The organism is Streptomyces sp. NBC_00090 (assembly GCF_045160815.1).
GTDB lineage: Bacteria > Actinomycetota > Actinomycetes > Streptomycetales > Streptomycetaceae > Streptomyces.
This window is the reverse complement of record NZ_CP108224.1, coordinates 7,278,606-7,299,908: the sequence shown is the minus strand read 5'-3', so window position 1 is coordinate 7,299,908 and position 21,303 is coordinate 7,278,606. Positions and strand designations below refer to the sequence as shown.

At 73.2% G+C, this 21,303-nt stretch carries 15 protein-coding genes; 5 read left to right on the top strand and 10 right to left on the bottom strand.

All coding sequences use genetic code 11. The features are described 5' to 3' along the window. Positions 1–74: 74 nt before the first annotated feature. From OG361_RS32485 to OG361_RS32460, 6 genes are all read right to left on the bottom strand, one after another. Positions 75–1,796 (bottom strand): CocE/NonD family hydrolase, encoded by a 1,722-nt coding sequence (locus tag OG361_RS32485; protein WP_405862566.1) that lies wholly within the window; start codon positions 1,794–1,796, stop codon positions 75–77. A gap of 215 nt (positions 1,797–2,011) precedes the next feature. Continuing rightward, on the bottom strand, positions 2,012–2,965 hold the full coding sequence (locus tag OG361_RS32480; RefSeq protein WP_405859215.1) for an LD-carboxypeptidase: 954 nt from the start codon (positions 2,963–2,965) through the stop codon (positions 2,012–2,014). Continuing rightward, positions 2,962–4,965 (bottom strand): prolyl oligopeptidase family serine peptidase, encoded by a 2,004-nt coding sequence (locus OG361_RS32475; protein WP_405859213.1) that lies wholly within the window; start codon positions 4,963–4,965, stop codon positions 2,962–2,964. Before OG361_RS32475 ends, OG361_RS32480 begins: the two co-directional genes overlap by 4 nt. A 130-nt stretch (positions 4,966–5,095) precedes the next feature. Beyond that, positions 5,096–6,430 (bottom strand): M20/M25/M40 family metallo-hydrolase, encoded by a 1,335-nt coding sequence (locus tag OG361_RS32470; protein ID WP_384561099.1) that lies wholly within the window; start codon positions 6,428–6,430, stop codon positions 5,096–5,098. Then, a complete protein-coding gene (locus OG361_RS32465) occupies positions 6,423–7,256 on the bottom strand; it encodes a M55 family metallopeptidase (RefSeq protein WP_405859211.1) in 834 nt (277 codons plus the stop codon). The genes OG361_RS32470 and OG361_RS32465 overlap by 8 nt, the downstream gene beginning before the upstream one ends. A 96-nt stretch (positions 7,257–7,352) precedes the next feature. Beyond that, a complete protein-coding gene (locus OG361_RS32460) occupies positions 7,353–9,200 on the bottom strand; it encodes a hypothetical protein (protein WP_405859209.1) in 1,848 nt (615 codons plus the stop codon). 247 nt (positions 9,201–9,447) lie between these two features. On the opposite strand from OG361_RS32460, the gene OG361_RS32455 reads away from it, so the two are divergent. Continuing rightward, positions 9,448–10,692, top strand: coding sequence for a hypothetical protein (locus OG361_RS32455; RefSeq protein ID WP_405859207.1), 1,245 nt, complete (start codon positions 9,448–9,450; stop codon positions 10,690–10,692). A gap of 97 nt (positions 10,693–10,789) precedes the next feature. On the opposite strand, the gene OG361_RS32450 is transcribed toward OG361_RS32455, so the two are convergent. The 3 genes from OG361_RS32450 to OG361_RS32440 form a co-directional block, all read right to left on the bottom strand. Next, positions 10,790–13,282 carry an MFS transporter gene (locus tag OG361_RS32450; protein ID WP_405859205.1) on the bottom strand — a complete coding sequence of 831 codons (2,493 nt, stop codon included), beginning with the start codon at positions 13,280–13,282 and terminating at the stop codon, positions 10,790–10,792. A gap of 238 nt (positions 13,283–13,520) precedes the next feature. Further along, a complete protein-coding gene (locus tag OG361_RS32445; protein WP_405859203.1) occupies positions 13,521–13,964 on the bottom strand; it encodes an SRPBCC family protein in 444 nt (147 codons plus the stop codon). Between the two features lie 587 nt (positions 13,965–14,551). Then, the gene (locus tag OG361_RS32440; RefSeq protein WP_405859201.1) at positions 14,552–15,937 is read right to left on the bottom strand and encodes a recombinase family protein; all 1,386 of its coding nucleotides are present in this window, start codon (positions 15,935–15,937) and stop codon (positions 14,552–14,554) included. Positions 15,938–15,963: 26 nt separating this feature from the next. Between OG361_RS32440 and OG361_RS32435 the strand changes: the two genes are divergently transcribed. From OG361_RS32435 to OG361_RS32420, 4 genes are all read left to right on the top strand, one after another. Next, complete coding sequence (locus tag OG361_RS32435; RefSeq protein WP_405859199.1) at positions 15,964–16,791, top strand: radical SAM protein; 828 nt, start codon at positions 15,964–15,966, stop codon at positions 16,789–16,791. 229 nt (positions 16,792–17,020) lie between these two features. Next, positions 17,021–18,706: an alpha/beta fold hydrolase gene (locus OG361_RS32430; RefSeq protein ID WP_405859197.1), complete on the top strand. Its 1,686-nt coding sequence runs from the start codon at positions 17,021–17,023 to the stop codon at positions 18,704–18,706. Positions 18,707–18,822: 116 nt separating this feature from the next. Continuing rightward, positions 18,823–19,269, top strand: a complete 447-nt coding sequence (locus tag OG361_RS32425; protein ID WP_405859195.1) for a RidA family protein — start codon at positions 18,823–18,825, stop codon at positions 19,267–19,269. Positions 19,270–19,411: 142 nt separating this feature from the next. Then, on the top strand, positions 19,412–20,686 hold the full coding sequence (locus tag OG361_RS32420) for an MFS transporter (protein WP_405859193.1): 1,275 nt from the start codon (positions 19,412–19,414) through the stop codon (positions 20,684–20,686). Here the strand turns inward: OG361_RS32420 and OG361_RS32415 are convergent. Next, positions 20,657–21,259 carry a HEAT repeat domain-containing protein gene (locus OG361_RS32415; protein WP_405859191.1) on the bottom strand — a complete coding sequence of 201 codons (603 nt, stop codon included), beginning with the start codon at positions 21,257–21,259 and terminating at the stop codon, positions 20,657–20,659. The genes OG361_RS32420 and OG361_RS32415 overlap by 30 nt on opposite strands. Between the last annotated feature and the right edge of the window lie 44 nt (positions 21,260–21,303).

Below are 21,303 nucleotides of genomic sequence, written 5' to 3'. Positions count from 1 at the left end.
CCTGTGGCGAGCCCCGCCGCGCGCCTCGCCGCGCGCGCCCTGTCGCCAGGCCTCGCGCCGGCCCTGGGGTGTGTCTAGCCGACCCTGCCGCCGACGATGGGCAGCTCCAGCGTCCCCGTGTCCTCGGGGGCGCTGGTGACGATCACGGGCTTGATGCCCCGGTTGCCGAAGTAGGCCGAGTCGCTGGCCGCGATCACGAACTCCATGCGGTGGCCGGTCTCGTACCGGTGCACGATGCCCGGCAGCTCGACCGTGAACGGACGCGTCACGTCCGGCACCCGGACCGGGGCGACGAGCTTGTTGACCAGGGTCTTCTTGCCGTCCGGCGCTATGTCGTAGACCTTGGCGAAGAGCACCAGCTTGTCGGCGGCGTTCCCGGAGTTCTGCACGAGCTCCGGGCTCGGGGAGATGACCTTGAGGGTGGCCTTCGGGGAGCCGACGACGTCGACCGGGGCGGCCAGCGGCGCGCTCGTCCAGCCGAGGTAGGTGCCCTCGGTGTCGGAGAGCGGGGCGTCGGGGAGCCCGATCAGACCGGCCAGCGAGACCTCGGAGTGGCTCGTCGGGATCAGCCAGTTGCTGTACGCCCGCGCGCCGAGGGTGACCTTGGACCGGTTGTCGACGAGCTTGCCGTCGCCGGACAGGTACAGCTTCTGGCTGAGCGCGGGAACGGTGCCGGCGGTGCCGTAGCCGCTCTGCCAGTCGCGGTAGTAGGCGAACTCCGCACCCGTGTCCACGTCCTGGTCGCCCTGCAGGTAGCGGTCGAACCAGGCGAGGATGCGCTGTCCGACGTAGCTCGTCTCCAGATTGCCCTTCGCGAGGTCGAGTTCACCGTCGATGGGGTTGATGAGGCCGCCGCTGTGCCCCCAGGACTGCCAGATCATCTTGGTCTCGACACCGTGCGCTTCGAGCTTCTCGTACGTGTCCTGGGCCTCGTTGAGGTTGAAGAGGCTGTCGGTCTGTCCCTGGACGAGCAGGGTCGGCGCCTTGACCCGGTCCAGGTACGAGGCGGGGGAGACGCTCCGGGCGTAGTCGAGCATCTTCTTCGTGGCGGCCGCCGGGAAGTCGCCGGAGTTCAGGAGCCGGACGGTGTCGCAGGCGCTGGTGACGAAGTGCAGGCAGTTGAGAGAGTTGATCCGGCTCGGGTCGAGCGAGGGCGAGAGCAGGGTCTGCCCCTCCCCCATCAGGTAGAAACCGTTGGACCACTGCCACTTGAAGACGCCGGGGGTGGAGCGGTCGGCCCCGTTGGGGGCCAGGGCGTAGGCCAGGTCGTTCCAGGTGATCAGGGGGACGAGGGCGTCGAGTCGGGGGTCCACGGAGGCGGCGGCGAGCTGGACCGCGCCGCCGTAGGAGCCGCCGATCATGCCGACCCGGGGGTCGCCCGCCCCGTCCTTGGTGACGTAGTCGACGCGGGTGCCGTCGTCGGCGGCGCGGGTGCCGGCGAGGAAGTCGACGAGCCGGGCCGCGGCCTGTCCGTCGATGGCCGGGTCGTCGAGGGAGATCAGACAGCCGGACTTGCCGAAGCCGAGCCCCGAGTAGACGAGGCCGACGTAGCCGCGCGCCGCGAAGGCCTTGCCGAGGACGTCGGTCTGGCCGTCGGCCTTGCTGCCGCCGAAGCCGTTGGTGGCGAGAACAGCCGGCGCCGGACTGGCGGCGTCGACCCCGGCGGGCCGGTAGAGATCGGCCTCGACGGTGCAGGTGCGACCGCCGGCGTCGACGGTGAACGTGAGCGGGGTGACGGTGTACGCGCCGGGTTCGGCGGCGCTCACCGGACCGGCGAGGGCGAGCGGTGCCGCCATCGCCGTACCGGCCACCAGGGCGAGGATCTTGCGGGATCTGGGCAGTGCACGGGACACGGGACCTCCACACAAGGGCACATGAGTGGCCTCACCAACCACCTACCTACCGGTAAGTAAGGGGGCCGCGCCCATGTTGTGACACGTGTAAGTGCACCGTCAATACAACGCACAGAGGTTGCTGACGGAAATTCAGTGAAGACCTGCCACAAGGCACTTCAGACCAGGGCGGGCACGTCCAGGGTCAGCGTGCACTTCTCGGCGTCCAGGACCGCGGGCACTCCCAGCGGGACCGTCAGCGCCGTCGCGCTGTGTCCAAAGCCCAGCTCCTCCACCACGGGTACGCCGAGGCCGCCCAGCCGGTCGGCGAGGACCGCCCGCACCTCCTCGTACGGACCGCACTCCTCCCACGAGCCCAGGCCGATGCCCGCGACGCCGTCCAGCCAGCCGGAGCGCAGCAGTTGGGTGAGGACGCGGTCGAGGCGGTACGGCTCCTCCCCCACGTCCTCCAGGAGCAGCAGCCCGCCGCGGGCCGAGGCTCTGCCGTACGGGGTCCCGAGATCGGCGGCGAGCAGGCTGACGCAGCCGCCGAGCGTGACGCCCCGGGCGCGGCCGGGGACCAGCGGCCGCGCGGTCTCCAGGCCGAGCGTCCGCACCGACTCCGGCTCGAACAGGGTGGCCCGCAGCGACTCCCGGGTGCGCGGGTCCGACAGGAAGGTGCCCGCCGCGACCATCGGTCCGTGGAGCGTCGCCAGTCCCGCGCGGACGGCGAACGCCTCGTGCAGGGCGGTGACGTCGCTGTAGCCGACGAACGCCTTGGGCCCGGCGGCCCGGACCGCCCGCCAGTCGACGAGGTCCACCATGCGCTGCGCCCCGAAGCCGCCGCGCGCGCAGATCACGGCGGAGACCGAGGGGTCGCACCAGGCCTCCGTCAGGTCGCGGGCCCGTGCCCGGTCCGCGCCCGCGAGGTGGCCGAGCGTGGGGTGGGCGTCCAGGACGTGCGGGGCGACCACCGGCTCCAGGCCCCAGCCGCGCAGGATGTCCAGCCCCGCCCGCAGCCGCTCCTCGGGGACGGGTCCGCTGGGCGCGACGACGGCGACGCGCGCCCCGGGCCGGAGGCGGGCGGGCCGGGTCAGGGGTTCGGTGGTGGCGTGCGGGCCCTTGGGGGTCACGAGCGGAGCTCCAGGTCGGGGACGTCGGTTCGGGCGATGCCGAAGGTCCGGGCGTACAGGGCGAGTTCGGCCTCCAGGGCGCGGACCATGGTGTCGGCCCTGCGGAAGCCGTGGCCCTCCCCCTCGAAGGCGAGGTAGGCGTGCGGAACGCCCCGTCCGGCCATCCGGGCGAGGAAGCGCTCGGCCTGCGCCGGCGGGCAGATGACGTCGTCGAGCCCCTGGAGAAGCAGGAAGGGCGCGGTCACCCGGTCGACGTGCTCGATCGGCGAGCGTTCCTCGTAGCGGGCGGGCACCTCGTCGAGCGGTCCGACGAGGCCGTGGAGGTACTGGGACTCGAAGTCGTGGGTCTCGTCGGTGGCCCAGCCCCGAAGGTCGAGGATGGGGTAGATGATCGTGCCGCAGGCGTACACGTCGGTGGTGACGAGGGAGGCCGCGGCCGTCCAGCCGCCCGCGCTGCCCCCGCGCACCGCGAGCCGGGCCGGGTCGGCGGTGCCCTCGGCGGCGAGCGCCGCCGCGACGGCCGCGCAGTCCTCGACGTCGACGACGCCCCACTGCTCGCGCAGCCGCTCCCGGTACTCCCTGCCGTAGCCGGTGGAGCCCCCGTAGTTGACCTCGGCGACGCCGATCCCGCGCGAGGTGAAGTAGGCGATCTCCAGGTCGAGGACGAGCGGTGCGTGCCCGGTGGGCCCGCCGTGCGCCCAGATGACGTAGGGCGGCAGTTCGCCGGCGGGGCCGGTGAAGCCGGGGTGGTGCGGCGGGTAGACCTGCGCGTGGATCTCCCGCCCGCCGGGGCCGGTGAAGGTCCGGATCCGCGGCTCGGGGTGGTACGCGGGGTCGACGGCGTCGGTGTGCGCGGCGCCGACCACCCGGGTGCGGCCGGTGCTGGTGTCCAGCTCGACGAGCTCGTAGGAGCGGTGCGGTCCGGCGGCGACGCCGACGACCCGGGTGCCGTGCGCGGCGAGGGTGGAGGCCCACTCGGTCCAGGGGCCCGTGGCGTCGGTGAGGGAGCCGCTCTCGGGATCGAGCAGTCCGAGGGCGGTGGTGCCCCTGCCGTGGACGACGGCGATCAGTCCGTCCTCCAGGGGCGTGAACCAGCTCAGCCCGATCTTCCAGAGCGGTCCGCCGAACTCCTCGTCGCGGGGGCAGAGCGCGAGGGGTTCGCCGACCTCGCCGGCCGCGCCGATCTCCGCCCGGTAGAGGTTCCACCAGCCGGTGCGGTCACCGGCGAAGAGCAGTCGCCCGGCCGCGTCCCAGCCGACCTGCGCGATCGACTCGGCGGGCCCGCCGGCGACGGTGCGGGCGCCGCCGAAGGTGCCGTCGGGGCCGACCTCGGCGAGCTGGACCTCGGTGCCGTCCCAGGGCATCCGGGGGTGGTCCCAGGCGATCCAGGCCGCCCGGCGCCCGTCCGGGGAGAGCCGGGGTCCGGTCACGAACCGGTGCCGTCCGTCGGAGAGTTCGCGTACGGCGGTGCGGTCGTCGGCCGCCGATCCGTCCAGCGGCACGGCGGCGAGCACCCGGCGCACGTCGGTCGGCGCGGGCCCGGTGAACTCCTCCAGGACGCACCACACCTCGCCGCGGTCCGGGTGGATCACCGGGTCCACCCAGCGCAGTCCGCCGCCGACGCCGGAGACGGGCGTGAGCGGCCGGGGTCCGGCGCCGGGTCCGGCCTCCGGCTCGTAGAGATACAGGCGCTGGTCGGGGAAGTGGCTGAAGACCACGAGCGGTCCGCCGCGCGGCCGCGCGATCGCCGCCCAGGGCTGTCCGCCGTACTCGATGACCCGGCTGCGGACGTTCCACGGCGCGGGGAGCACGGTCTCCTCGCCGCCGTCGGCGCGCCGCCGGACGAGGGCCCGCCTGCCGCCCTCGGCGGGGCGGGGGGCGGTCCACCACAGCTCGTCGCCGACGGCGCCCACGTATTCGGGGCGTCCGTCGTGGGCGGCGGCGAGCGCGGCGTCGACGGGCGACGGCCAGCTGCCGTGGGCGGCCGTGGTCGTGGCCATCTCAACTCCCCCTGTCACGGTCCCGCGCGGCCTTCGTGCGCGTCGGCGGACCTCGTGTTCGCCGGCTGACCTCGTGTGTGTCAGCAGTCTTCGTGTGCGTCAGCGGACTTCGTGTGCCTGACGCATGTCTCTAAGCGGACTTCATGTAATGGTCGAGCACGCGGACGCCGAAGTGCAGGGCGTCGACCGGGACCCGTTCGTCGACGCCGTGGAAGAGCGCCCCGTAGTCGAGCTCCGGGGGCAGCCTGAGCGGCGAGAAGCCGTAGCCGGTGATGCCGAGCCGGGAGAACTGCTTGGCGTCGGTGCCGCCGGACATGGTGAACGGTACGACGTGCCCGGCCGGGTCGAAGCGCTCGACGGCGGCCCGGAGCTTGGCGAAGGTCGGCGAGTCGACCGGGGCCTCCAGGGACACCTCACGGTGGTGGAACTCCCACTCGACGTCCGGCCCGGTGAGCCGGTCCATGGTCGCGGCGAACTCCTCCTCGCCGCCCGGCAGGGTCCGGCCGTCGACGTACGCGACGGCCTGGCCCGGGATGACGTTGACCTTGTAACCGGCCTTCAGCATCGTCGGGTTGGCGCTGTTGCGGACGGTCGGCTCGACGAGCGCGGCGGCGGGGCCGAGCTTGTCGAGGAGGAGGTCCACGTCGAGGTCGGGTGCGCTCGTGTCGACGTCGATGCCGTACAGCGCGGCGAGTTCGGTGAGGGCGGCACGGACGGTGGTGGTGAGGCGGACCGGCCAGGTGTGCGCGCCGATCCGGGCGACGGCCGAGGCGAGGCGGGTGACCGCGTTGGCCGTGTTCACCTTGGAGCCGTGGCCCGCCCGGCCGTGGGCGGTGAGCTTGAGCCAGGCGGTGCCCCGCTCCCCCGCCGCGATCGGGTAGAGGGTGGTGCCGGGCTGCGGGTGGAAGCTGAACGCCCCGGACTCGCTGATGCCCTCCGTACAGCCCTCGAAGAGCGCGGCGTGCCGGTCGGCCAGGAAGCCGGAGCCGTCCTCGGCGCTGGCCTCCTCGTCCGCGGTGTAGGCGAGGACGATGTCGCGGCGCGGCCGGACGCCCTGCCGGGCCCAGGAGCGGACGACAGCCAGGACCATCGCGTCCATGTTCTTCATGTCGACGGCGCCGCGCCCCCACACGACTCCGTCGCGGATCTCGCCGGAGAAGGGGTGCACGGTCCATTCGGCGGGGTCGGCGGGGACCACGTCCAGGTGGCCGTGGACGAGGAGCGCCTCGGCCGAGGGGTCGGTGCCCGGGATGCGCGCCACGACGTTGGTGCGGCCGGGGGTCCGCTCCAGGAGGGTGGGTTCGATCCCGGCGGCGGCGAGCCGCTCGGCGACGTACTCGGCGGCGGGGCGCTCGCGGCAGTCGCCGCCGCCCCGGTTGGTGGTGTCGATGCGGATGAGCTCGGAGGTGAAGGTGACCACCTCGTCGAGCGCCGTCGTGTCCGGGCCCCGGACCTCCTCAGCCATACTGCTCCTCCACCGCGGCCGAGACGATGGTCGTGACCGCCTTGAACGTGCGAATTGCCTCGTACATCGTCTCTCCCGTGTAGGAGACGCGCCGCTCGCCGCTCCGCGCCACGCCGGGAACCACCGTGGCGGCGGCGCCCAGGTGGTCGGCGTCGAACTCCAGCTCCACCGTGAACGGTCCGCCGCGGACCGGCTCGTGCCGGACGGCGAGCGCCGTCGCGTCCTTGGCCGCCGCTCTGATGTCGGCGGCGGTCCTGGCCGGGGTGCGGCACACCGCCGCGTACCGGGAGACGTGGTCCTTGACGGCGACCTTGCGGGCCTCGGGCGCGTAGCCGAGGGCGTCCTCGCAGGTCAGGTCGTCGCCGGTGACGAGGACGACCGGGACTCCGTACTCCGCCACCACATGGGCGTTGAGCAGGCCCTCGCTCGCCCGCTCGCCGTTCAGCCAGACGCCCGTGATCGAGTTGGCGAGGTAGGTGTGCGCGAGGACCCCTTCGGTGCCCGCTCCCGTGTGGTAGCCGACGAAGGCGATCCCGTCGACGTCCCCGTGCTGCACGCCCTCGACCATCGACAGGGACTTGTGCCGGCCGGTGAGCATCTCGGCGCGCTCGTCGAGCCGCTCCAGGAGCAGGTTCCGCATGCTCCAGTGCGCCTCGTTGATGAGGACCTCGTCGGCGCCGCCGTCGAAGAAGCCCAGCACCGCCGCGTTCACGTCGGAGGTGAACATCGAACGGCAGCGCTCCCACTGGGGCGTACCCGGCAGCACGTCGGCGGGCCAGGTCACACCGGTCGCGCCCTCCATGTCGGCACTGATGAGGATCTTCATGCCTGGCACCGTACGCGCCGCCCGGCGGCCCTACCACCCCTGTGGATAACCGCCGTTGGAGTGGACCACTGGCAGTCACCGGGACGGCGGTACGGATCATCCGCGCCGTTCCGGATACCCCCTGGGATCGCGTTCGGCCAGGCGGCGCAGGGCCGCGGCCGCCTGTTCCTCGGGCGGGGTGCCGTCGTCGGGGAGGCGCCAGAGGAACTGGCGCGCCGGCTGTCCGGTGTCGGGAGTGCCGTCGGCGTTCAGGGGCGGGCCGTTGAAGGTGACCACGGTGGTGTCCGGTGCGCGGAAGTCCGTGGAGATCCATCCCCGCCCCAGCCCCCAGCGGGTCAGCAGCTCGGGCCGCTCGCGCAGCCCCGCGCCGATCAGCCAAGCGGTCCGGCGAGCCGGCCAGGTCCAGCTGTGGTCGCGCTCGGCGCGCTCGACCTCGGTGTCGTAGTCGCCCGCGTCGAAGCGGTACGCGGAGAGCTCCGGCAGTCCCGGCGGCGTGCACGGGCGCCGCCAGCCGTCCCAGACGACGTGGGTGCCCTCGCGCCGCACGGTGACGTACAGCGCGCCGCAGCAGCCCTCGGTGCAGTACGCCTCGGCGAGCCGCACCTCGCGGGGTTCGGGCGCGGCCCGCAGGGCTCCTCCGCCGAGAAGCCACTCGGGCGGCTCGCCGGGCCCCCGGCCGAAGGCCCACGGGACGAGGGGTCGCCCGTCGATCAGGAAGCGGGTCTCGACGACGTCCGGTTCGGCGGGATCGCCGACGGCGACCTCGATCCGCAGCCGGGAGACGTCGGGGGCGTCAGGGGCATCGCGGGCGTCGGGGGCGTCGGGGGCGTCGGGGGCGTCGGGGGCGTCGGGGGCGTCGGGGGCGTCAGGGGCGTCGGAGGGCCTCTCCGTGCGGTTCGTGGAGAGTCGGCGGGCGGTGCGGAGCTGCCGCACCGTGCGGCGGATCCAGTGGGCCCGCCGCCTCGCCTCCCGATCGGCGGGCGCGTCGTCCGCCTCCCCGACCACGGCCAGGAGGGTGTCGAGGAGTTCCTCGCGCCGCCCCGCCGGCCAGGCGAGGAGGTGCCCGGGGCCGCTGTGCAGGTCCAGGGCGAGGGAGACCAGGGCGGCCCGGTGGGCGAGCTCCCGGGGCAGCCGGTGGGCGTGGGCGGCCACCGTCCCGTACAGCGCCACGGCTTCGCCGTACCCGAGGATCTCGGCCTCGTAGTTCCTGCGGCTGGTCATCCGGACCAGCACGCGGACCGCCTGTGCGAGGAGCCCGGGGCGGTCCGGCTCCCGCCGGAGGAGCTCCGCGAGGCCGACGGCCTCCGCGACGTGCCGGGCGGCCTGGGGCCCGAGACCGCGGGGCCCGGTCGGAATCTCCAGGAACCGGTCGCGTACGGCCTCCGCCGCTCCTTCGGTGTCGTCACGGTCTTCGGCGTCTCCGGCGGAAAGGGCGTCGACGAGGGCGCGCAGCTCGGCTCCCCGGGCTCGGTGGATCAGCCGTACGAAGGCGGCGCTCCTGCGGTCCAGGGGCGTGAGGGTCGTGACGACGGCCTGGTCGAGCCCTTCGAGTACGCCGAGGGTGCGCAGGTACGGCACGTCCTCGGCCTCGCCAAGACGGGCGAGCAGTCCGAGGCCGGCGGCCACGGTGACCGTGGTCGTCCCGTCACGGCTCAGGCGCCGGGCGAGTGCCCTGGCCCGGGCGAGGTCAGCGGGATCGTCGGGCGGCGGCAACGCGGCGACCGCGGCGAAGACGGTCCCGTCGCGGACTCCCGTCGCGGCGAGCGCACGGTGGGCCTCGGCCGCGGCCCGTTCGCCGTCGGGATCGGCGAGCAGCGGGACGAGGGCGTCGGTGACGGCGATCCGGGCCTCGCGATGGCCTCGGCCGACGCCTCGGGGTCTCGGTGGGCGCGCGGTGCCGGGCAGGGGATGTCCGCTCTCGGGCAGGGCCGCGGCCGGTGTCACGCGCCGTAGGTCCCGGGCGTATGCGAAGAGGGAAGGAGCGAGCGCGGGGCGCTCGTGCCGGGCGCTCACCGCGCGGGGTGGAACTCGATTCCGTAGGTCATGGGAGCATGCTGCCCGCCGGGCCGCCCGACCCGCCATCGAATTAACGGGTTCCTCAACGATGGCTCGAATAGGGCGAAATATCGCCAACATGTGCGTATAGGCTGTCGGCCGCAGTTGTCGCACCCGACCTTCCGGAGAGCTCTCGGTGACCATCGCCATCACCCCGTCCGAAACGTCCGCCGAAGAGCGCGGGACCGCCGCTCCTGAGGCCTTCGCGCCCGACACCGTCCCGGCGCCGATCTCGGAGCCGGAGTTCTGGGAGCCGTCGGCTCCGGAGCCCGCGTCCCCCGTGTCGGACACGGAGTCCCCCGAGCCGGGGTCGGACGCGGAGTACGCCGGGCCGGAGTCGGAGGACGAGACCTCCGGGCCGGAGTCGGAAGACGAGTCCTCGGACGCGCACGACCCCGTCGTCGTCCGCGACGCCCGCGACTTCGGGGTCTACGCCCGGACCGGCGGCTGGGCCTTCGCGCTCAAGGTCGCGCGGAGCGTGCGCCCCGGCGGACAGCCCGCCGAGGGCACGGCCCGGACGAAGGTCTCGGCGAAGGCCTTCGCGCGGCTGGCGGAGTGCTCGCCGGAGCGGGTCATGCGCTACTACAAGGCCTGGGACATGGCGGCCGACGACGGTCTGGTCCCGCAGTTCGAGGTCCTGGTGCCCGGCGAGGACGTCGAACTGCCCGATGCGGACGTCTGGCTCTCGTACTACACCTCCCGCAACAGCGCCTCCTCCGTGCGCGGCCAGGCGATCAGCGCGGCGGCCGAGGCGGAGGGCATCCGGCCCACGAAGGCGCTGGAGGTCGCCGAGAACCCGACGGCGCTGCGGGCCGCGATCCTCGCCGACCCGGGGACGGCGGAGGCCGCGCGCGGTGCGCTGCTCGACCGGATGAAGGAGGACCCCGCCCTCCAGACGGAGATGGCCCGGGCCTTCGCCCGCACCGACGACCTGAAGAAGGCGGTGGCGAGCGAGGCGAAGGCGGCCGACCGCATCGGGTACGTGCGGCAGATCGTCGAGAACGGCCAGATCAAGACCCCGGCCGGGCAGACAGTGGCGGCGCCGGCGGAGCTGCGCGCCGAGGCCGAGCGCCATCTGTCGCTCATCGACGAGCTCGACGACTCCGAGGAGGCCGGCGAGTGGGCCGGTGAGGCGTACGACGCGGTGAAGGGGCTGGTCGCACGGGCGGTGGAGGAGGACCCGACGCTGCGGGTCCAGGAGCGGCGCACCAAGTTCTACAACAGCCTGCAGAAGGCGACGAAGGTCTTCGAGGAGCTGACGCTCGACGAGGTCCTGGAGGAGGAGATCTTCGAGGACGACATGCTCCAGCGCCTCGAAGCCCTCCAGGAGGCGATCAGCTCCTGCATCAGCACGCTGCGCAGGGCGTCGACCGCCTCCTGAATCGATCCGGACCGGCCTGGACCGGCCTGGACCGGCCTGGACCGACCTTGGACCGACCTTGGACTGACCTGGACCGATCAGTCCTGGTCAGTCCTTGTCAGTCCTGGTGGCCGAGCTGGAGGTCGTGTTCGGTGCGGCCCCCGCCGGCCATCTGCAGGACCGTCGCGACGGGCGGGTACCCGGCGGCGATGACCGTGTACTCGCCGGAGGACAGGTCCACGAAGCGGAAGGTGCCGTCGGCCCCGGTGGTGAGGGTGTCCATGACGTTGCCGGCCGCGTCGAGGAGGGTGACCCGGGCGTCCTCGACGGGGCGGCCCCCACCGGCCCGTACCGTGCCGCGCAGCACCGCGCCGCCGGCCAGCTCGATGTCCTGGCGGGTCTCCCGGGAGGCCTGGACGCTCACCGGGAGCGCGGCGGGCCGGAAGGCGGGGGCGCTGGCGGCGAGCGTGTACTCGCCGGCGACGAGTTCGGTGATGACGTACCCGCCCTCGCGCCCGCTGCGGGTGGAGGCGACGACCTCGCCGCGCACGTCGGTGAGGGTGACGGCCGCGTCCCGTACGGGCGTCCCGTCGGCGGTGACGACACTGCCCGCGAGCCGCCCGGCGCCGCCGAGGACGACGTCGAGCTCGATCGGCCGGTCGCCGACGGTGACGGAGACGGCCTGGGGCTGGTGTCCGCCGGCCGCCGCGATGAGGACGTAGGCGCCCCGGTCGGGCACGCTCAGCGCGTACCGGCCGTCCTCTCCGCTCGCGCCGCGCCCGACCTGGCGGCCCTGCACGTCGATGAGGGTGAGGGCGGCCCGGGGCACCCGGCTGCCGTCGTGGTGCTGGACGGTGCCGCAGACCGGGACCCCGGAGTGGGCAGGCCCCCCATGAGAAGGGGCGGGGGCGGCGTGCCGGGCGTGCGGGACCGCCTGGGCGCCGCCGAAGTCGGTGGCCTCGGTGGCCTCGGTGAGCGGGCTGTGGTGGGACACCAGCGGTTTCTCCTTGAGGAAGAAGGCGAGGACGAGGCCGAGCACGAGGACCGGCACGAGGTAGAGGAAGATGCGCGGCATCGCGTCCGCGTACGCCTGGATGTAGGCGTCGCGCAGGGCGGGCGGCAGGGTGTGCACCGACTGCGGGGTGATCGACTCGGCCGGCGGCAGGGACGCGGCGGCGCCGCTCCGGGCCATCGCCCCGGCGAGCCGGTCGCCGAGGGCGTCGTCGAGCCGGGAGGCGAAGAGGGTGCCGAAGACGGCGGCGCCGACGCTGCCGCCGATCTGGCGGAAGTAGTTGTGGGCGCTGGTGGCGGTGCCGAGGTCGGCGGGGCGGACGGAGTTCTGTACAGCGAGGACGAGCACCGGCATGACGAGTCCGATGCCGGTGCCGAGGACGGCCTGCCAGAGGCTGTGCTGGAGGCGCGGGGTCTCGGTGTCCATGCGGGAGAGCAGCCACATGCCGAGGACGGAGACGGCCCCGCCGACCACCGGGTAGATCTTGTAGTGGCCGGTGCGGCTGATGAGCTGGCCCGAGACGACGGACGCGACGACGATCCCGCCCATGAGGGGCAGCATCAGGAGGCCGGACTCGGTGGCGCTGGCGCCCTCGACCATCTGCAGGTAGCTGGGGAGGTAGCTGGCGGCGCCGAAGAGCGCGATGCCGACGACGGCGCCGACGAGGGCGGTGACGGTGAAGACGGAGTCGCGGAAGAGCCGGAGCGGGATGAGGGGTTCGGGCGCGAAGTACTCGACGACCAGGAAGAGCAGGGTCGTTCCGGCGGCGCCGCAGGCGAGGGCGAGGACGACGCGGGAGTCCCAGGCGTACTCGGTCCCGCCCCAACTGGTCAGCAGGACCAGGCAGGTGGAGGCGGCGGCGAGGAGCAGCGCGCCGAGGACGTCGAAGCGCGGGCGTGCCGTGGGCTTGGGGAGCTTGAGGACCGTGGCGACGACGGCGAGGGTGACGAGCCCGAAGGGCACGTTGAAGTAGAAGCACCAGCGCCAGGAGACGTGGTCGGTGAAGAAGCCGCCGAGCAGGGGTCCGGCCACGGAGGCGAGGCCGAAGGCGGCGCCGATCAGGCCCATGTAACGGCCGCGTTCCCGGGCCGGGACGATGTCGGCGATGATCGCCTGGACGCCGATCATCAGGCCTCCGGCGCCGGCGCCCTGGAGCGCGCGGAAGGCGATCAGCTGGTCCATGCTCCGGGACCAGCCGGCCAGCCCTGAGCCGATGACGAAGACGACGATGGCGAAGAGGAAGACGCCCTTGCGGCCGAGGAGGTCGCCGAGCTTGCCGTAGATCGGCAGGCCGATGGTGGCGGTCAGCAGATAGGCGGTGATGGCCCAGGACATCCGGTCCACGCCCTGGAGTTCGCCGACGATCTTCGGCAGGGCGGTGGCCACGATCATCTGCTCGAGCGCGGCGAGGAGCAGCGCGAGCATGAGGCCGCAGAAGACGAGCCGGACGCGGCGGGGGTCGAGGGAGGCCGGTGCGGGGTCGTGCGGTGGGGCGGCGGGCGGGCCGCCCGCGGGGAGCGGCTCCGTGCTCTCCGCGACCCCTGTGCGCCCCTCACCCCCCGCGCCCTCGGTGGACTTCACCATCGTGATCGCACCCACGGACCTGCTCCCCTCGTCACGGCGTCTGCGCCGCGCCATTCTTCGCATTGGGCGCGAAGCGGGAGCAAGTCGGGCGGTACGGGAGGTCGGTGACGCCCGGAAGGTGAACGACCCTGCGGTACGGCGCACTTGAGGCGCTCATCAGCGCGTTTACGAGAACGCCCGCGCCCCCTCGGTGCGCGGGGGCTCCGGTACGGGGGTGCGGGCGAACCACTCGAATCGGTGAACGCTCCGGGCGTTACTTCTCGACCTCGTCCGCCAGCTTGGCGAGCAGGGCGTCGTAGATCCTGGCCAGGCCCTTGGGCGCGAAGGTCTTCTCGAAGAAGCCGCCGATGCCGCCGGCGCCGTTCCAGACGGTGCTGACGACGGCGCGGGACTTGCCCTCGCCGGCGGGCGTCACGGTCCAGGTGGTGACCATGGAGGAGTTGCGGTCCTTCTCGACGAGCTGCCCGTCGGTGGGCTCGGTGACCTCCAGGAGGCAGTCGCGGACGCGCTTGCTGGTGGCCTGGAGCTTCCAGTGGACGAGGGTGCCCTCGCCGTCGCCGCCCTCACGCACCTCGTACTCGCTGAAGTGCTCGGGGAGCACCTTCGCGCGCGTGCCGCTGTAGTCCGCCAGCGCGTCGAACACCGTCTCCGCGTCCGCGGCGATGATCCGTTCCGTCGTGGCCTCGACCTGCGCCATTGCCTGCCTCCAGCTTGTGGTTCCTCGGGGGTGTGGGCCAAGCGAACCACGCGGGCTCCGGGGCGCGAAATCCGGGTTGCGGCGATCAAGGGAACAGGTGCTCTATTCTGAGCGCAGGGTGGAGTCAGAGGCGAGGCAGAGCAACCGAGGAGGCGTCCGTACGCTGGAACAATCTGGGCGACAACCCGACGGCCCCCGCCGACATCGGCCTGTTCGGTACGGACGCGGTGACCACCCGCACCTTCGCAGTCGTGGTGTACGGAGGAGGTCGGCCGGGACAAGGTCGGCACCGAGCAGACGTTCGCCAAGGACCTGTTCGCGGCGTACCCGGGGATCGTCGCCAAGCGGATGCGCGACGACAGCGGACAGTCGCAGTACTACGTCGGTGTGCACCTGGACCCGGCCGCCGCGCCTGCGCAGGACCTGAACGGCTGGCCCCTGAGCCAGTAGCGAGACCCGAGGCCCCCGTCAGCCGCCCGGCTGACGGGGGCCTCTTTGCGAACGAACGCGACCATCTCTGTTTCCAGGGGAAGTTGGGTGGTCGGGCCTGTATGGCCTTCAACGGGTGGGGCGCCCCGGTTAGTCCCTCAGGCTCTCGGGACGATGCGCACCGAGGCCGGGTCGAACGGGCGCCGGCCGCCCGTCCCGCCGGACAGGATCGTCACCTCGACAAGGAGCTCGACCACGGAGCGCCGCCGGTCCAGGGAGAGCATGCCCCACGCGGCCCGGACGTCGGCCGCATCGACGAGTCCCGAGAGCACCCGGGCGCGCTGCGGGTGGGCCATGCGGCTCTCCACGTCCGCGAGGCGCCCCCTCAGGCGGTGCACGGCGGTCCGGAACTCGGTCACGTCGCCCTCATCGTCGTCCGCGAACTCGGCGGCCAGGGCCTTCAGGCGCCCCCTCAGGGTCACGGCCTGTGCCCGGAGTTCCTCGGCCCCCTCGGCCTGCTCGTCGTGGAACAGAGCCGCCGCGTCGGGGCGAGACAGGCGCCCGATGACGTACTCCTCCACGGTCAGATCGATGGCCTCCACGCTGCGATTGAGATGCAGGTGGAGGCGACACCGGTACGTGGCCTGCCCTCGCCCCTTCGATCCGGCCGTGACGGTCGTCCCGTCGTCGCACACGCCGCACCGGGCGAGTCCCGAGAGCAGCCGGACGCGTGCCGGGCCCGGGGAGCTCCGCCGGTCCGGCTCCGTGAGGACGTGCCGGGCCGCCCTCACGGTGTCCTCGGAGACGATCGCGGGCCAAGCGCCCGGGTACTCCTGCCCACGGAGGTCACGGAGCGCCGCGTAGCGCTTGTTCATGAGCAGCACCCGCATGGAGTTGTGCGTCCACGGGCGGCCGTTGCGGTTGAGCACACCCCGGGAGTTCAGCCCAGCCGCGATGCCGGAGAGGCTGGCTCCCGAGAGCAGCGCGTCGAACGCGGCGCGCACCTCGGCCGCCTCGCTCGGGACGATCTCCCAGCCGCTCGCGTCGTAGCCGAAGGTCCGGTGGCCGGTAGGCGGGTGCCCGCGCTCGGCCCGCTGGCGGATCTCCCGCACGGTGCGTTCGGACATGACGTCTGTCTCGAACGTGGCCATGCCTCCGAGGACGTCCGCGAGCATGCGGCCTACCGCGTGGGAGAAGTCGAGCTCTGGTCCGCGCACGGCCAGGATGCGGACCTTGTGCGCGCTGAACAGCTCGATCCCCTCCATCCGCTCGCGCCGGTTGCGCCAGAGTCGGGTGAGCTCGCGGACGACGATGACGTTCACCTCGCCGGAGCGCACGGCGGACATGAGCAGCTCGTAGTCCGGGCGCAGCTTCTTGCCGGTCGTCGCGGAGATGTCGTTGTCCTGGTAGCGCCCTTGGATGGGGATGCCTCGCGAGAGGGCGAGTGCCTCCGTGTCCTCGGCCTGCCGGGTCACCCCGTCCTCGGTAAGGTCGTCGTCCCGGCTGATCCGGCAGTACGTAGCGGCCCGCTGATGGTCGGTCATGGCGGGGAATTCTAGCGGGGGGTTGGGTGAAGCACGCGTGCGTCTACTGCTTCGCCCGCAAGACCCACAGCTATCTCGACCTCGACACCGGGCTCGGCTTCGACTCCCAGATCGTCGTCAAGATCAACGCCCCGGAGCTGCTGGCCCGCCAGCTCGCCCCCACCCGCTGGCAGGGCGCCCACGTCGCCATGGGCACCAACGTCGACTGCTACCAGCGCGCCGAGGGCCGCTACCGCCTGATGCCGGGCATCCTCACCGCCCTGCGCGACCACGCCAACCCGTTCTCGATCCTCACCAAGGGCACTCTGATCCTGCGCGACCTGGAGCTCCTCACCCAGGCGGCCCGGGTCACCGAGGTCGGCATCTCCGTCTCCGTGGGCTTCACCGACCGGGAGCTGTGGCGCACGATCGAACCGGGCACCCCGTCCCCGGAGCGCCGCCTCGACGTCGTCCGCACCCTCGGCGAGCACGGCATCGACTGCGGGGTCCTCATGGCCCCCGTCGTGCCCTTCCTGGGCGACCGGCCGGAGCAGCTGCGCGAGACGGTCCGCGCGATCGCCGAGGCCGGGGCGAGCTCGGTCACCCCGCTCGTCCTGCACCTGCGGCCGGGCGCCCGCGAGTGGTTCATGCGGTGGCTGCGGCACCACCACCCCGGCCTGGTCCGGCGGTACGAGCGGATGTACGCGGACGGGGCCTACGCGCCGACCTGGTACCAGCGCCGGATCACCCGTCAGGTCCACGAGCTGGCCGCCGAGTTCGGCATAGGGCCCGCCGACCGGGGCGCGCCGCGCCGGATCCCCGTACCGGAGGAGCCCGCCCTCGCGGCCGCCCCCGAGCAGCTCACACTCCTCTGACCCACCCCTCCGGGCCCTCGAACTCCCCGCACTCTCCGACCCTCCGGCTCCCCCGAACTCCCCGACCCCTCGGCCCCGCCGGCTTCCCCGAACGCCCCTCCCCCTCCGACTCCTCCGATTCCTCCGATCATCGGCCCGGTCACCTGACACGCCGTCGGATGATCCTCTGTTCGGGTCAACTCTGGGCGAAACAGGTCCTTCCCCGGCCCGTTCGGGGCACGGACGCCCTATGACCCCACGCGCAGGAATGCTGATCGCCGCAGGAGCGCTGGTCGCCGGGACGGTCACCGTCCTGCCCGCCACCCCCGCAGGCGCCGGTGAACCGACCCCCCGGCCCATCCCCCGGCTCGCCTGGACCGACTGCGCCACCAAGGCGTACCCGAAGCTCCAGTGCGCCACCCTGGAGGTGCCGCTCAACCACGACGACCCGGCCGGACGGAGCGTCACGCTCGCCCTCACCCGGGTCCCGCACACCGCGAAGACCTTCCAGGGACCGCTGCTCGTGAACCCGGGCGGGCCCGGTGGCAGCGGACGCACGATGGCCGGGTACGTGGCGGCCTCACTGCCGCCGAAGGTGGCCGCCGAGTACGACGTGATCGGCTTCGACCCGCGCGGGGTCGGCAAGAGCGAACCCGCGCTCGACTGCCGGCCGGGCCACTTCGCGCCGGTGCGCCCCGACTCGGTGCCCAGCGGCGCCGACGGCGAGCGGGCCGCGATCGAGCGCGCCCAGGCCTTCGCCGAGGCCTGCGGTAAGAAGTACGCCGACGTGCTGCCGTACATCGACACCGTGAGCACCGCCCGGGACCTGGACGCCATCCGCCACGCGCTGGGCGCCCCGAAGATCAACTACCTCGGCTACTCGTACGGCACCTACCTGGGCGCGGTCTACGCCCGGCTCCACCCGGACCGGGTGCGGCGGATGGCGCTCGACTCCGTCGTCAATCCGCACGGCGTCTGGTACGAGGACAACATCGCGCAGGACTACGCCTTCGACACCCGCCACAAGGACTTCATGGCCTGGGTGGCCCGGCAGAACGCCGTCTACAAGCTGGGTACCGACCCGGCCGCGGTGGAGGCCGCCTGGTACCGGATGCGCGACGCGCTCCGCGAAGCCCCGGCGGGCGGGAAGGTCGGACCGGGCGAGCTGGAGGACACCTTCCTGCCCGGCGGGTACTACAACGGGTACTGGCCCCGCCTCGCGAGCGCCTTCTCCTCGTACGTGAACGACGGTGACGCGGCGCCCCTGACGGAGGCGTACGAGAAGTACGGGGAGGCCGACGCCTCCGCGGACAACGGGTACTCGGTCTACACGAGCGTGCAGTGCCGGGACGCGGCCTGGCCGCGCGACTGGAACGTCTGGCGCAAGGACAGCTGGGACGTCCACGCCAAGGCACCCTTCTCGACCTGGAACAACGCCTGGTACAACGCGCCCTGCGCCTTCTGGCCCGTGCCGTCCCTGACCCCGCCGGACGTCACGAACGACCAGCTGCCGCCGGTCCTCATCCTCCAGGCGACGGACGACGCGGCGACCCCGTACGAGGGCGGTGTGGCCCTGCACCGGCTGGTGCGCGGCTCCAGTCTGGTCGTCGAGGAGGGCGGCGGGAACCACGGGGTGACCCTCGGCGGGAACGACTGCCTGGACGGCCACCTGGCCACCTACCTCGCCACCGGGAAGGTGCCGCGCGGCAAGGACGGGGCCGAGGTGGACGCGGTCTGCGAGACGCTCCCCGAGCCGGAGCCGGAGCCCATGGCCCCGGCCGGGAAGAAGGCGGGGAAGGACGGCGGGAAGACCGGGAAGGACGCGCCGAAGGCCACGGACGGTCCGGCGGAGAAGCCCGCGGAGAAGCGGGTCGGCGTCCTGCGGGCGGAGGCGACCGGCGTCACGCTCCACGGGCTCCTCGGCCACGTCCGCTGACGACGCCAGCACCGACCGACGACGCCCTCACCGATTGACGGCACCCTCACCGACCGACAGTGCCCGCGGCCCATGGGCCGCGGGCACTGTCGGTGGCGTGCGCGAGGATGTGCGACATGACGAGCCACCTGACCCACGTCCCCGCCCCCGACGGCCTCGCGCCCAGTCCCCAGTACAGCCACGTCGTCTGGGGGACGGGCCGGTTCGTCGCGATATCCGGGCAGTGCGCGCTGGACGCCTCCGGCGCGGTGGTCGGTGAGGGCGACGCGGTGGCCCAGGCCCACCAGGTCTTCGCCAATCTGGAGCGCTGCCTCACCGCGGCCGGAGCCGGTTTCGGGGACGTGGTGAAGCTGACCTACTTCGTCACGGACGTGGCCCACCTGCCGGCGGTGCGGGACGCGCGGGACGCGTACTTCGCGGGAGCACCGCTCCCGGCCAGTTCGGCGGTACAGGTGTCGGCGCTGGTCCGGCCGGAACTCCTCGTGGAGATCGAGGCCTTCGCCCTCGTCCCCGAGACGGCGAGGGCCGGTGGCTCCGGGGCGGATCTTCGTTTGCTAGGTTGACGCGCATGTTCCTCTTCCGTGCGTAGGAGTCGGCGATCCGACGACCGTGCCCACCCGGCACGGTGTCCCGCCGACCCCGCACGCTTCGGCGCCGCAGGCCTCTGCCCGGCGCCTTTTTCGAGGAACTCCGAGGTACGTCGCCATGTCCGCGACCTCTCCTGTCCACTCCCCCGCGCCCACCTACGCGGCCGTGCTGAGAACTCCGCACGCCCGCCGCACCTTCGGGGCCGCGCTCCTGGGCCGGCTCTCCAACGGGACGGCCCCGCTCTCCCTGATCCTCGCCGTCAAGGGGAGCACCGGCTCGTACGCCGTGGCCGGCACGGTCATGGCCGTGCTCGGGCTCACCAGCGTCCCGCTGTCGCCCGCGCGGGCCGCCCTGGTCGACCGGTTCGGGCCGCGCCGGGTCCTGCCCCCGCTGGCCGCCGGGTACGCGCTGCTGCTCACGGCGCTCGCGGTGGCGACGGCCACGAGCGGAACGCCTACGCTCGCGCTCGTGGTGCTCGCCGCGGCGGCGGGCACGCTGACCCCGCCGCTCGGCCCGGTGATGCGGGCCCTGTTCAGCGAGATGCTGTCCGACCGGAACCTGCTGCGGCGCGCGTACAGCCTGGACACGGTGGCCGAGGAACTCCTCTTCGTCTCGGGCCCGTTGCTGGTGGGGCTGATCGTCGGGTACGCGTCGGCACCGGCCGGGCTCGTGGTGAGCGCCGGGCTCGTCCTCGTCGGCACGCTCGCCCTCGTCACGTCTCCGGTGGCCCGGAGCGGAAAGCGGAAGCCGGCGTCCCCGGCCCCGGAGAACGAGACAGCCGAGGAGATGGGGGCCACCCGGGATGCCGGCGTGCTGCGCGCGGTGGCCGTCGCGGCGGCGATGGGCGTGTGTCTGGGCGCCGTGGACCTGCTGGTGATCGCGTTCGCGGAGGAGCACCGGATGCCCGGGGCCGTGCCGTGGGCTTTGGCCGCGCTCTCGGCGGGCAGCGCGGTCGGCGGTCTGGTGCACGGCGCCGTGGACTGGCGGATGCCCACCGCCGTACGGCTGCCGCTGCTCACGCTCGGGCTCGGCGCCGTCCTGGCGGTGGCGGGGCTCTCCCCGCATCCGTACGCCCTGATCGGCTGGGTGGCGCTCGGCGGACTGTTCCTGGCGCCCGCGCTCACGAGCGCCTATCTGCTGGCGGACGAGTCCGCCGGGCCGGGGCGGCGCACTCAGGCCGGCGCCTGGGTGAATACGGCGTTCAACGCGGGCGCGACGGGGGCGACGGCCGCTGCGGGCCTGCTGGTGGGCACCCTGCCGCCGGCGGTGTGCTTCGCGCTCGCGGCGCTTCCGGCGGTCGGTACGGCGGTCGGCACCCTGGTCCCGGCCGTCTCCTGGCGGCGCCTGCGCCCGCTCCCGAAGTCAGTGGCCGGTGCCGAGCCGGCTCAGTGAGTCCTCGGCCGCGCGCCCGAGCCGGGGGTGCGGGAGCGCGGCCTCCAGGGCGGGGCGGGCCCTGGGGTCGCCGAGGGTGCCGAGGCCCTCGACGCAGGCGAGCCCGACCCGCCAGTGCGGGTCGTCGGCCGGAAGCCGCCGCTGGAGGACCGTGATCAGGGCCGGTACGGACTCGGGGGCGCGGAGCGCGGCGAGCAGTCGCACCGGCAGAAGGGCGTAGGCGACCCGGAGTTCGTTGGTGGCGAGGGTGGCGGCCGCGCGGGCGGTGCGCGGGTCGCCGAGCCGGATCAGGGCGTGGGCGGCGGTGACGCAGCGCTCGGGGTCGCGGTGGTTCAGGAGGAGGACGAGCGCCTCGAAGGCGCGCGGGTCGCCCGCGAGTCCGAGCTTGAAGGCGGCGATCTCGCGGGCCCAGAGGGGCTGCCCCGGGGCGGTGAGGACCCGGTGGAGTTCCTCCGGGTCCGCGGTTCCGGCGACTTCTCCGAATACGGCCGGGACGTGTCCGGTGTCATTCTCGATCTCGTCCCGCAATCGATCGATCATCGAGCAGAATTCCGGATCATCGGAGATTTCCATGAATCCGAGCCTATCCGCGATCCAGATCACATCGTCGTCAACTT

Coding starts and splice junctions, on each gene's coding strand:
- OG361_RS32485 (WP_405862566.1), bottom strand. CDS start 1,796: ATGGCGGCACCGCTCGCCCTCGCCGGTCCGGTGAGCGCCGCCGAACCC.
- OG361_RS32475 (WP_405859213.1), bottom strand. CDS start 4,965: ATGGCCACGACCACGGCCGCCCACGGCAGCTGGCCGTCGCCCGTCGAC.
- OG361_RS32470 (WP_384561099.1), bottom strand. CDS start 6,430: ATGGCTGAGGAGGTCCGGGGCCCGGACACGACGGCGCTCGACGAGGTG.
- OG361_RS32465 (WP_405859211.1), bottom strand. CDS start 7,256: ATGAAGATCCTCATCAGTGCCGACATGGAGGGCGCGACCGGTGTGACC.
- OG361_RS32445 (WP_405859203.1), bottom strand. CDS start 13,964: ATGGCGCAGGTCGAGGCCACGACGGAACGGATCATCGCCGCGGACGCG.
- OG361_RS32440 (WP_405859201.1), bottom strand. CDS start 15,937: ATGACCGACCATCAGCGGGCCGCTACGTACTGCCGGATCAGCCGGGAC.
- OG361_RS32430 (WP_405859197.1), top strand. CDS start 17,021: ATGACCCCACGCGCAGGAATGCTGATCGCCGCAGGAGCGCTGGTCGCC.
- OG361_RS32425 (WP_405859195.1), top strand. CDS start 18,823: ATGACGAGCCACCTGACCCACGTCCCCGCCCCCGACGGCCTCGCGCCC.
- OG361_RS32420 (WP_405859193.1), top strand. CDS start 19,412: ATGTCCGCGACCTCTCCTGTCCACTCCCCCGCGCCCACCTACGCGGCC.
- OG361_RS32415 (WP_405859191.1), bottom strand. CDS start 21,259: ATGGAAATCTCCGATGATCCGGAATTCTGCTCGATGATCGATCGATTG.